7 protein-coding genes are annotated in these 12011 nt (G+C 34.6%); 5 read left to right on the forward strand and 2 right to left on the reverse strand.

The annotated features are described in order from the left end of the window. Positions 1–9: 9 nt before the first annotated feature. The 3 genes from GTK57_RS09850 (at position 10) to GTK57_RS09860 (ending at position 7337) form a co-directional block, all read left to right on the forward strand. The gene (locus tag GTK57_RS09850; protein WP_163123166.1) at positions 10–1371 is read left to right on the forward strand and encodes a BapA/Bap/LapF family prefix-like domain-containing protein; all 1362 of its coding nucleotides are present in this window, start codon (positions 10–12) and stop codon (positions 1369–1371) included. Between the two features lie 153 nt (positions 1372–1524). Beyond that, positions 1525–4200: a hypothetical protein gene (locus GTK57_RS09855; RefSeq protein WP_163123169.1), complete on the forward strand. Its 2676-nt coding sequence runs from the start codon at positions 1525–1527 to the stop codon at positions 4198–4200. Between the two features lie 2 nt (positions 4201–4202). After that, positions 4203–7337 (forward strand): Ig-like domain-containing protein, encoded by a 3135-nt coding sequence (locus tag GTK57_RS09860; RefSeq protein WP_163123172.1) that lies wholly within the window; start codon positions 4203–4205, stop codon positions 7335–7337. Between the two features lie 33 nt (positions 7338–7370). Here GTK57_RS09860 and GTK57_RS09865 read toward each other — a convergent pair whose 3' ends face one another. Beyond that, positions 7371–7748, reverse strand: a complete 378-nt coding sequence (locus GTK57_RS09865; protein ID WP_163123175.1) for a MerR family transcriptional regulator — start codon at positions 7746–7748, stop codon at positions 7371–7373. A gap of 84 nt (positions 7749–7832) precedes the next feature. Here GTK57_RS09865 and GTK57_RS09870 point away from each other — a divergent pair, with 84 nt between their 5' ends. Then, positions 7833–10562 (forward strand): heavy metal translocating P-type ATPase, encoded by a 2730-nt coding sequence (locus GTK57_RS09870; protein WP_163123178.1) that lies wholly within the window; start codon positions 7833–7835, stop codon positions 10560–10562. A gap of 137 nt (positions 10563–10699) precedes the next feature. On the opposite strand, the gene GTK57_RS09875 is transcribed toward GTK57_RS09870, so the two are convergent. Continuing rightward, entirely contained in the window at positions 10700–11728 is a 1029-nt protein-coding gene (locus GTK57_RS09875; protein WP_082188993.1) for an IS701 family transposase, read from the reverse strand. A 141-nt stretch (positions 11729–11869) separates the two neighbouring features. Between GTK57_RS09875 and GTK57_RS14805 the strand changes: the two genes are divergently transcribed. Further along, positions 11870–11992 carry a hypothetical protein gene (locus tag GTK57_RS14805; protein ID WP_267313486.1) on the forward strand — a complete coding sequence of 41 codons (123 nt, stop codon included), beginning with the start codon at positions 11870–11872 and terminating at the stop codon, positions 11990–11992. The last annotated feature ends 19 nt before the right edge of the window (positions 11993–12011 follow it).

Below are 12011 nucleotides of genomic sequence, written 5' to 3' on the forward strand. Positions count from 1 at the left end.
ATTTTTTAGATGAAAGATGTAGTTGTAGTAAATAAATTTTCACTTGATAAAAAGAGTTTTAATGAGGAGAAATTAAGCTTAAATACAGCTTCAATTGTTCATCTAAAAGTTAAGAGAGAGGATGTCGCTGAGTTTATTCAGCAAGGCAATACTTTGATTGTTAAATTAAAAAATGGTGAAATTTTAACTTTAGAAAACTTTTTTGAAAAAAATAAAGAGAATGTAACTTCAGATTTGGTTTTTGAAGATGATGCGTGCGCATTCCTTTGGTTTAATTATGAAAATGGCATTGCAAGTTTTAAATCAATTTCAGGTTTAGAAGAATTACTACCAGCAATGTCTACATCTGTGTTTAGTGGTATGACACCTTGGTTGTTGGGTGGTGGGGCTGCGCTTTTAGGTGGCCTCGCAGCGGGTAGTGGTGGCTCAGGTTCAAATGATAGAGCCCCTGCACCTGAAATTAAAATTACAAATATTAGTCCAATAGATTCTTCTGAAGTTGGTAAAGGGGGAAGTGGGTCTGTCATCAGTGGTGCAGCAACACCAAATTCAAATGTTGTTGTGAAAGTAAATAATGAAATTCTTGGTGAAATTAAATCTGATGAAGATGGAAATTGGGAAATTCCAACATCAAAACAGATGACTGAGTTAGAAAATATTGTTGCTGAAATACCCTCGAATAAAGGAAACCAACCGCAAGCTAAAGATGAGGTTGAGCGACCAAAAATTAGTATCGACTTTATTGCAATGGATAATGTTATTAATTCTAAAGAAAGCTCTCTGAAAGATGGTGTACCCTTATCTGGTTTTTGGGTAGGGGCGGGGGATGATGTAACTATTAGAGTTATCGTTAATGGTGAAATTTATACTGTAAATAATGGATTATTGCTTTCAAAGGATGGAACATGGAATTTAAAAGTACCTAGTTCTATCTTTAACGAAGGGATGAATAATAATGTGACTGCGGAGATTATTCATAAGTTAGGTATTGGAAATGAAGTAACACAGCTTGCGCTTGTTGATACGCGGGTGCCAAAAGTTGATGTGAATATTGTGAATATTGTGAATGAAGTTGATGGTTCTGGTAATTTAAATATTGTAAAGGCGATATTTACATTTGATGAAAAAATTAATGAGGATTCTTTTTCCGAAGCAGATATTAAAGTAGATGGTGGGAAGTTAGTTGCTGGAACTTTGAAAAAAGAAACAGATGATCAGTGGACTGCTTATATCGAATTTAAAAAAGGTGATAGTTTACAGGTCTCAGTGCGGCCTAAAAGTTATGAGGATTTGGCTGGGAATGAAGGAGTTGCTGGAGCTAATCAGTATATTTCCATAAAAATTAATGATGTAGTGCCATCTAAAGTTTAAGACAATCAAGATATAGTTATTATTAAAGGAAAAACAGAACCCAATAAAATAGTTTCTATTCAATTAGATAGCGAAGAAAAAATTTATACGACTTCAAATAATTATGGGGAGTGGGTTGTTGAAAGTAGTAAAAATATTAATGAAATTAAAAAAGTGACCGCAACTGTAAGAGATGTTGATAATAATGAAATTAATAAAGATGAAGTGGACCTTCCATATGTTGCTATACATACAATAGCAGAAGATGATTTTATTAATCTTGCAGAAAAGAATGAATACATTAAAGGTAAACCGCTAGAAATAAAAGGGACAATGAGTAATCCTGATTACCCAAATGTAGTGCTTATTGTAGATGTGGAGGGTAAAAAATATATTAGTAATGTAGACCCAGAACTGAATTTAAATAAAGATGGTACTTGGGTCTTAATGCTTACAGACACTAATGATTTACTATCTAATACAAATTTTACAGTTACAGCACAAGCATTTGGTCAAGACACATTGGTTATTTCAAATACTGCTAAAAGAACACCTAAAATTGATACAAAAGTGCCTAATGTAGAGGTGGATATTGTTGAGAAAAGTGAATCTATTGCTCAAGTTTTTTTTAAGTTTGATGAAGAAATTCGCGAAACAACTTTCACGCTTGAAGATATAAAGGTTGAAGGTGGAAAGACTATTCAAGATAGTTTGAAACTGAATGATGATGGATGTTGGTCTGTTGATGTGAATTACCAAAAAGGTCAATTACTAGATGTATCTGTGATTCCTGAAAGTTACACAGATTTAGCAGGTAACGTGGGGGGCGGTAATTCTGATGTATATATCTCGATTAAGATTGATGGTGCTGTACCTTCAAAGAGTTTGAATGGTAAAGATATAACGATAATTTCTGGAAAAACGGCATCAAACCAAGAGGTAGAAGTTACTATTCCAGGGGGGCAAGTTCTATTAACCACATCTAATGAAAAGGGTGAATGGAAAGTCCAAACAAGTGAGCCTTTGTTAGAAGGCAATACTGTTACAGCAAAAACGAAGAACCAAGATAATGAGGTTATTCAAGATGAAATTAAACTTCCACTTGTTGTAATTAACAAGATTGCAGAAGATGACGTTTTTAATATTAGAGAAACTAATGAATATACTAATGGTAAGCCCTTGGAAATAACGGGAACGATTAGTAATCCTGATTACCCGAATGTAGTGCTAGTAGTAAATGTAGATGGTAAAAAATATACAGAAAAATCAAGCCCGGAACTGAGCGTAAATACAGATGGTACTTGGGTATTAACACTTACAGATACTAAAGATTTACTATCTAATACAAATTTTACAGTTACAGCGCAAGCATTTGATCAAGATAAATTGGTTATTTCAAACACTTCTGAAAGAACACCTAAAATTGATATAAACGTGCCAAGTGTTCATGTAGAAATAATTGAAAAAAATGGCTCAAGCGTAGATGCTTTTTTTACATTTGATGAAGAAATCGATGAAGCTACATTTAATGTCTCAGATATTAAAGTAGATGGTGGAGTGATCTTCCCTGAAAGCTTACATAAGAATGTTGATGGACGATGGTCTGTAGAAATTAAGACTGAGAAAGGTCAGTTATTAGATGTATCTGTGCTTTCAGAAAGTTACACCGATAAAGCGGGTAATTTAGGACTTGGTGAATCCGATCAGTACATTACAATTAAGATTGAAAGTGTCATACCATCAAAAGATGAGAATAACCAAAATATAACGAAGATTATTGGTCAAACTGCACCTGATCAATATGTAGCGGTGAAGATCCCTGGTGGAGAGGTAATTTATACAAAATCAAATTCAGAAGGTGAATGGATCGCTCAGACGAATAAAGAGTTAATTGATGGAAATACAGTTGTTGCTGTAACTAAAAATGAAGATAACAAAGACATTCAAGATGAAGTTAAGCTTCCATTTGTTGCAATTAAAGTAATTGCTGAAGATGATGTTTTTAATATTAATGAGGTAGAGGAATACAGTAAAAATAAGCCACTCGTAATCACAGGTACACTAAGTAATCCAGACTATCCAAATGTTGTACTTGTTGTGAATGTGGAGGGTGCAGAATATACAGAAGGTAAAAGCCCTCAACTTACAGTGAATGAAGATGGTACATGGGCATTAAAACTTTCAGGAACTGGTAATTTGCTTGCAGGCAGCACGATAAATGTTACTGCACAAGCTATTGATCCTAAAAAATTAGATACTTTTGGAAATCCAATTGTAATTTCAAATACTGCAGAAAGAACACCAGTAATTGATAAGCAAGCACCAAGAGTAACAGTCGATATTGAAGAAGTTGACAACCAACAAGTAAAAGCATTTTTTACATTCGATAAAGAAATTAATGAGGACTCATTTACTGTAGATGATATTAAAGTAGATGGTGGTGTTTTAATTCCTGAAAGTTTAAAAAAGAATGATGATGGACGCTGGTCTATTGACGTTAAGCCAGAAAAAGAAGGTCAACTTGTAAAAGTGGCGGTTAAGCCTGAAAGTTATACAGATTTAGTTGGAAATCTGGGTAATGAAAATTACGATAATTTTATTACAATTAAAATTAATGAAATCAATACATCTAAGGATCAAGTGAATGATAAAGATGTAACAACTATTAAGGGTATCACTGCACCTAATCAAGAAGTCGTTGTATCGGTCGAAGTTTTAATTGATGGTGGTGTGGTACTAAAAGAATTGACTACACAATCTAATGAGGATGGTATTTGGAGTATTTCTACAGATGAGATTTTAGTAAATGGGGGGGGATATCCGCTAAAACTAAAAATCAAGATGATGTAGATGTGCAGGATAATACGGTTATTCCAAGTATTACGGTTGACCCAATTACAGACGATAATATTATTAACTTAAAAGAAAGTTCAGGTCATGATCCTATTATTACGCTTACGGGTAGCTGGTCAGATCCGAAGTATGATGTAACCATTTCAGTTCATGTAAATGGACAAACCTACACTGTTGATAATGGGCTTTTGGTATCTAAGGATGGTACATGGTTTTTAAATGTTCAAGCTTCAGATTTTCTAGAAGGTGGAAATAATAGTGTAACTGCAAAAATTATTAACCAATTGGGTGGGCAGAATATTGCAACTCAAAGTGTTGAAGTTGATACGCAACCACCAACTGTAACTGTTGTTGTTACTAAAGATGTTGAAGCTACAGAGAATATCGCAAAAGCAATATTTGAATTTGATAAAGAAATTAGCAATAAGTCATTCACCGTTGAAAATATTATTATTAATGGTGGAGTATTAAAACCTGAAACACTTCAACGAAACTCAGATGGAACTTGGACTGTTGATATTGAATATGATAAAGGTCAGCCTTTAGATGTTTCTGTAAATACAGAAAGTTATAAAGATAAAGCAGGAAATATTGCTAATGCTATTGATGATGAGCTTATTACGCTCAAAATTGAAAGTGTGGTTCCATCTAAAGAGAATAATACAAGCGTTACAATTATCACTGGTCAAACATCAGCGCCAAAACAAAAAGTTGTTGTATCGCTTGAAGTAATTGAGGATGACATAACTCGGACTAAAGAAATAGAAGTTATATCAAATACTGATGGTAGTTGGAGTGTGACCACAAATGAAACTTTGAAAGAGGGAGTACCCGTTATCGCTGTAGTAAAAGACAGCGACAAAGTGTCTCTAGATCAAGATGAATTTGTAGTTCCACTTGTTGTTATTGATGTTATAGCAAAAGATGATGTTATTAATATCCAAGAACATGCAGAGTATCGTGAAAAAAATGTTGTTGAGATTACGGGTAAGCTTAACAACTCAAATTATCCAAAAGCAGCACTTGTTGTAACAGTTAATGATCAAGAATATGTTCAAGGTGTTAATTCTAAACTTACTGTGAATGAGGTGGATGGTACGTGGACTTTAGCACTACCTTATTCAGAAGCACTATTTACAGATCAAGACATCGATGTTAAAGCTTATTTTGTTGATCCAGATAAATTAGATTCTTCTGGTAAGCCATCTATTGTTTCAAATGTAGCTGAAAGAACACCAGAAGTTGATATTATTGCTCCAAAAGTGAAAGATATCAGCATATCTGAAAATGGTATCATCACTGTTCAGTATGATAGTGATGTTGATCCGAAAAGCATTCAGTCTGACAATATAAAAGTTACAAATAATAAAGGTGAAGTTATTTCATTGGAATTTTCTGTTTCTGGTGATGGTTTAACTTATACGGCTAAAGTTCCTGAAAATATGGATCAGTCTATTAGTGTAAATGTTGGAAATGGCTTTAAAGATTATGCAAATAATAATGGTGAGCAAAAATCGATTTTAAATCAGAAAGTTGAAACAGTAGCACCAACCGTAATTGTTACTTTAAATGATGATAATACGGTTACATTTAAGTTCTCTGAGAAAGTTAAGGACTTCACGGAAAGCGATGTTTATTTATCTCAGGGTCAAATTATAGATTTACAGCAAGATATTAAAGATCCTACAGTTTGGGCTGCTAAAATTGAAGGTCGTGTAACAGACAAATCACTTAAAGTATCGGTCAATGATGAAAGTTATACAGATTTAGCGGGTAATCTAGGGATAGGTGATAGTGATACGAGTGACCCAGCATATTGGGTAAAAGATGATAATGGACATTCTATAACTGTTAAAACTGGGCTTAAATCAGAGTATTGGGGGTACCGAGAAGGTGCGAAATACGATGGTCCTAACTTGACGAGTTTAAAACAAGTTCAAGATTTTATGTCTACGCATGCACCAACTGTTACTTTTGAAACTAAGGCATTTGATTTTGAACTTTCGAATTATGGCTTAGGACAAGCAGGTAGAACTAAAGATCAAAACCATCTTATTACTTTTTTAGGTAAAAATGCTGAAAACATTGAATATAAAGGGTATCAGAATACTTCAGATGCCATGATTAAATTCACAGGTTATATGAATTTGAATGCAGGATCGTACATCTTTAGGGTGACAGGAGATGATGGCTATCAAATTAAAGTGAATGGTAAAGCAATTGTAATTAAAGATGGCAACCAAAATGCTAAAACAGATTATTTCCTAGTCACAGTGACTGAGGAGGATGCTGGCTGGCAACCTGTAGAAATTTATTATTGGGATCAGGCTGAGCGAGCTACATTAAAAATTGAGCTTGCTGAAATTGCGTCTAGTGTTGATTCGGAAAAATTAAATGAAAGTCTAAATGGTAAGACGCAGAATCAGAATACTGAAATTTTAAAAGCTGTTAACATTGTCGATAAATTCGTCATTTTAGGTTCAAGTGAAAATCAATTTGTTCAACAAAATCCGTTAATTATGAAAGCTGGACAAAATCTTAAAATTACTTTTGATGATGTTTTAAGTAATGATCCAGCATATTTAGAGAATGGTTTTAAACTTGTTGGTGTAGATGCTGGTAATACAGGCAATACAATTAGCGTAGATTATGAAACGGGGATTATTACTTTTTCACCAGCGGCTGATTATGTTGGTGATGCCATATTTACTTATACTGTATCTGATGGAAAAGGTGGTCGTGCAACAGCGAATGTTACTGTTGAAGTACAAAATGAGGCATACCATGATCTTATTCTTAGTGAAGAATCGCTTGCTAAGCTATTGAGTCAAACTGGAGAAACAGAAGCTCTTCTGGAAGATCATTTTAAATTGGGTATAAAGCAAAATATCGATGTTTCACGGTTATTAGGTGATTTTGCTACAGAAAGTAATTTACATGATTATATTTTTATTGAATATGACAGTGAAAAAAATATAGCAACAATTTCACTTGATCGTGATGGTAAGGGGGAGCTTGATAGTAATGGTGAACTTAAAGATATTTATGACAAGCAAGAATTACTCGTTTTAACAAATCAAAAGCAAGCTTTTGATTTGGATGATTTACTTGCAAATAATCAAATTGTTTATTAATTAACGTAAATAAAAAGCCCCGATTGGGGCTTTTTATTTTTTTAGTTCTTTTAAAATAGGACAACAATTTTCACTTGTTGCTTTGCATTCATCTACCCAAGAGCTTAGACGTTTTTTTAAAGCTTTTAACTCTTTAATGTGCAAATCAATCTTTTCTAATCTTTGTTCTATAACGTATCTGACTTGATCTCGGTCGCTAATTTGTAATTGTAATAGATCTTGAATTTCACTGAGCTGCAAACCTGCATCTTTACCTTTTTGAATAAAACTTAATGTTTCAACATCTTGATTCGAATAATAACGATAATTCCCTTGAGCCTCAGGAATACGCAAAAGACCAATACGTTGATAATAGCGAATGGTTTCAACCGAAGAATGTGTAAGTTTTGCAAGCTTTCCAATTGTAAACATATTCGTACCTCGAAAAAGACTTGACTCTGTACCTAGGTACAGACTTTATTCTAGTATAAATAGAAAAATGTGAGAGTGCATCCCATGGAGCAAGCTAAAAAATCTTCATGCTGTTCTAAGCAAAATCAAACCGAGAATGTCATTCATATAGACCCAGTTTGTGGCATGACTGTGGCTGAAAATTCAGAACATTATTTTGAGTATGAAAATCAGCATTATTTATTTTGTTGTGCAGGATGCAAAACTAAATTTTCACAAAATCCCGATCAATATTTAGCAACTCAACACGTAAATCATCATGACGATGTTGAAATTGTAACACCTAAAAAAAATTCATGTTGCACTTCAAAAAAAGCTGTTATTGAAGATCAAAATTTAGATACAAAAGAAGTGAAATCATCTAGCTGCGGTTCTAAAAAACAAGATGCTATTCCTGAAGTGAAAAAGTCTTGTTGTGGTGGTCAAAAAGAAAAACCACAGGATGTGAAAGTTGAAAAGTTGGGTTGTTGTGGTGGAAAAAAACATACACATTCTGATGATCATTCACAGACAGAAATTGATCTGGTATGTGGAATGTCGGTAGATACATCAACCGATTTAAAAACAGATTATAAAAATAAAACTTACTATTTTTGTAATCCATCTTGTGTTGAAAAATTTAAGGCAGATCCTGAGTTTTATCTCATTCCTATGGATGAGCGCCCTGTGCCAGAAGGTGCAGCGGATATGGATTATACCTGTCCAATGGATCCTGAAATTGTACAAAAAGGGCCAGGCACTTGCCCAATTTGTGGTATGGCATTAGAGCCAATGCAACCCACTTTAGATGATGGTCCAAACCCTGAGTTGGTCGATTTTAGTAATCGATTCTGGAAAACATTGCCTTTTACTTTACTTGTATTTGTGATGGCGATGGGCTCGCATATTCACGCCATTATTCCACAACATATTCAACCGTGGATTGAGCTGGTTTTATCTATTCCTGTTGTGCTTTGGGCAGGAAAACCCATTCTTGAACGCTGTATCAGCTCTTATAAAACACGTAATTTAAATATGTGGAGTTTGATTGGTGTTGGTGTGCTTGCCGCATTTATTTATAGCGTTATTGCCACCATCTTCCCATCACTTATTCCTGTTGAAGCGAAAACAGGTCATGGTGTTGCGGTCTACTTTGAAGCAGCTTGTATGATTGTTTCCTTGAGTTTACTCGGGCAAATTATGGAATTAAAAGCACGAGCTAAAACAGCAGACTCATTAAAATCTTTACTGTGTTTACAAGCCAATACTGCAACGCTTGTACAAGGAAATGAATTGCTAGAAGTAGATATCTCTATGGTAAAACAAGGAGATATCTTGCAAATTGCTTCAGGTGAACAAGTTCCATTAGATGGTGTTGTCGTTGAAGGTAAAACCTATATCGATGAAGCCATGATGACGGGTGAACCTGTTCAAGTGAAAAAGGAAGTGGGTGATCAAGTGATTGGTGGTACGGTTAATCAGCAAGGTAGCATTCGCATTCAAACCACTGCTGTTGGTGCAAATACAACACTTGCCAAAATGATTCAAACCGTTGCGGAAGCACAACGATCTAAAGCACCTTTACAGCGATTAGCAGATGTCGTTGCTAAATACTTTGTTGTTACTGTTTTGGCAATTAGCGTACTGACTTTTGTTGTATGGATGATCTTTGGGAAAGCTCAGTTTGATATTGCGCTTATGTGCGCCGTAGCAGTGCTTATTATTGCATGTCCATGTGCATTGGGTTTGGCAACACCAATGTCTGTGATGGCAACAACGGGTCGAGCAGCTCAAAAAGGTGTTTTATTTAAAGATGCGGAAGCCATTGAAGCACTCAGTAAAGTTACAACATTAATTATTGATAAGACGGGCACATTAACTGAAGGCAAGCCAAGCCTTAATGAAATTAAGTTACTTGTTCCTGAGCTAGATCAAGCGCAAATTGAAACGTGGATTGCTTCAATTGAACAATACTCGACACATCCTATTGCACAGACTTTATCTAAACTTGTCCCTACGCAACAATATGTAGATGTTCAAAATTATGAAGATGTAACTGGCTTTGGTGTAAAAGGGCAGATTGATGGTTTTGATGTGTATATTGGAAGTCAAAAACTTGTTGAGCAATTAGGGGTAGTAATTCCTCAAGAGGTTCAATCACATTTAGATCAATTGCGCGATGTGGGGCAAGTGATTAGCCTCTTAGCAACGGAAACTACTTTATTGGCTTATATTTCAATTCATGATGCTGTTAAAGAAAATGCACATCACGTGATTCAGCAACTTATTGCTGATGGAATTGAAGTGGTTATGGCAACAGGTGATCACGAGAAAAATGCACAAATTGTAGCGGCTGAATTAGGCATTCAATATGTATATGGAAATTGTACGCCACAAGACAAACTTGATATTGTAAAAAAATACCAAGAACAAGGAAAAGTTGTTGTTATGGCAGGGGATGGTATTAATGATGCACCTGCCTTAGCTCAAGCAAACATTGGTATTGCAATGGGTAATGGCACAGATATTGCCAAACAAACAGCTCAAATTACTTTGGTTAAAGGAGATATTCGAGGTGTTGCAGATGCGATTCACATGGCAAAGTTAGGTGTGAAAAATATGAAGCAAAACCTTGTATTCTCTTTTGTTTATAACGGCTTGGGTGTTCCTGTCGCGGCAGGTATTTTTTATCCACTTACAGGTTTGTTATTAACACCAATGCTTGCGGCAGTTGCAATGTCTTTAAGTTCATTGTCTGTTGTGATTAATGCCTTGAGATTACAGAAATCTAAATAGTTGTAATAAACGAAGCAAAAAGCCCAAAGAGTTTTTGGGCTTTTTGCTGATAGATTAATCTAAAAAACAAATCATATTTAGAAAAATAATCTGTTTTAACAATTTCTTTATTTTAAGTATATAGGACTTACGCACTGTTATTTATAGACTCTCTGTGGTAGCAGATGATTTTTATCGAGAATAAAGTCATCAATGAAGTTTTTGATCATTGGTCTAAATAACTTCTTCTGCCAACGATATACATTTTCAAAGATCCGCTCAAACTGGTTCTTTTGTATCTCAACATAGGCCATCAAGGCTGAAAAAATATGATTCGAAATCAGTTTAGATCGTCTTACTTGAAACTTTTCAATATGACAAACCTGTTTAATCACTCGGTGATATTGTTCTATTTTCCAATGACTTGAATGTAATTCATGAAAACCCTCAAAGGACAATAAATCATCTTCATCTTGATGCACAATATAAAACCTCTGCTGTTCTTTTAACTGAGTCTTAAATAATTGTACAAAGCCAAAATCTTTGAGCCAGACCACTTGACCCTGATGGAAATTTGGCAATAAACGCAGTTGAAACCATTGTCCTTTTTCTGGGGAAACCTTACGGTTACAGTCGATACCAAACATAAATCGAATACCATGTTTTCTTATGGTTTTTAGATTTCCAGTCGATGAATACCAACTATCACCTGTAATAAATTGAATCTTTGCACCCCAACTGAGTACTTCACTTAACATATCCATAAAGTAATCATTCTTGGTTTTACCTTCAGATTTGTCATAAATTCGGAAATTAATTGGAATATTTTGACCATTTTGATCTGTCGCATACAAGGTAATGAGATTAATACCCTTGACGGATCGGTGGTGTTTGCCTGACCAAAAATAGCTAACTAAGTCCATATGCTGACTATATGGTTTATCTAAAACAGTATCATCAATACTGACTATAAGTTTATTATTATCAATATGTTGAATTGCTTCTTGATATAGGTCGTGAGGTGTGTAGTCTTCACGTTCTAGAAAGCGATTTACACTATCATGCGAGATGTTATAAGTCTCGGCAAGTTGTGTGCAGCTAATAGAGTTCGGTTCTGTCATGAGAAAGCCCATATAAATGGGTAGAGTACAAGTTGCTGTAGAAGCATTTTTAATTCGTCTGATCACAGATACTTTATAAAGTATTTTAATACTTTTTTGAATCCGTCAATGCGTAAGTCCTAGTATATTTATTGCACAAATTGATGCACAGCAGATCTCCCAAAAGTTGCGCATTGTTTTTCTAACTTTATATAGGAAAGATGAGTGATGAGTAAATTAATAACGATTGCATTCGTGGCTGTATTTTTAACTGCTTGTTCATATAACCCTGTTCAATACGAGCAACAACGTGCTTATGACAATGCATTACACAGCAAACAAAATGGTTAATTGCATTGTTTGAATCAAT

The organism is Acinetobacter portensis, assembly GCF_010646905.1.
Taxonomy (GTDB): domain Bacteria; phylum Pseudomonadota; class Gammaproteobacteria; order Pseudomonadales; family Moraxellaceae; genus Acinetobacter; species Acinetobacter portensis.

What these genes read in the sequence shown, in the direction of transcription:
- GTK57_RS14805 (WP_267313486.1), top strand. Translation starts at nt 11,870, where the DNA reads ATGAGTAAATTAATAACGATTGCATTCGTGGCTGTATTTTTAACTGCT.
- GTK57_RS09870 (WP_163123178.1), top strand. Translation starts at nt 7,833, where the DNA reads ATGGAGCAAGCTAAAAAATCTTCATGCTGTTCTAAGCAAAATCAAACC.
- GTK57_RS09865 (WP_163123175.1), bottom strand. Translation starts at nt 7,748, where the DNA reads ATGTTTACAATTGGAAAGCTTGCAAAACTTACACATTCTTCGGTTGAA.
- GTK57_RS09850 (WP_163123166.1), top strand. Translation starts at nt 10, where the DNA reads ATGAAAGATGTAGTTGTAGTAAATAAATTTTCACTTGATAAAAAGAGT.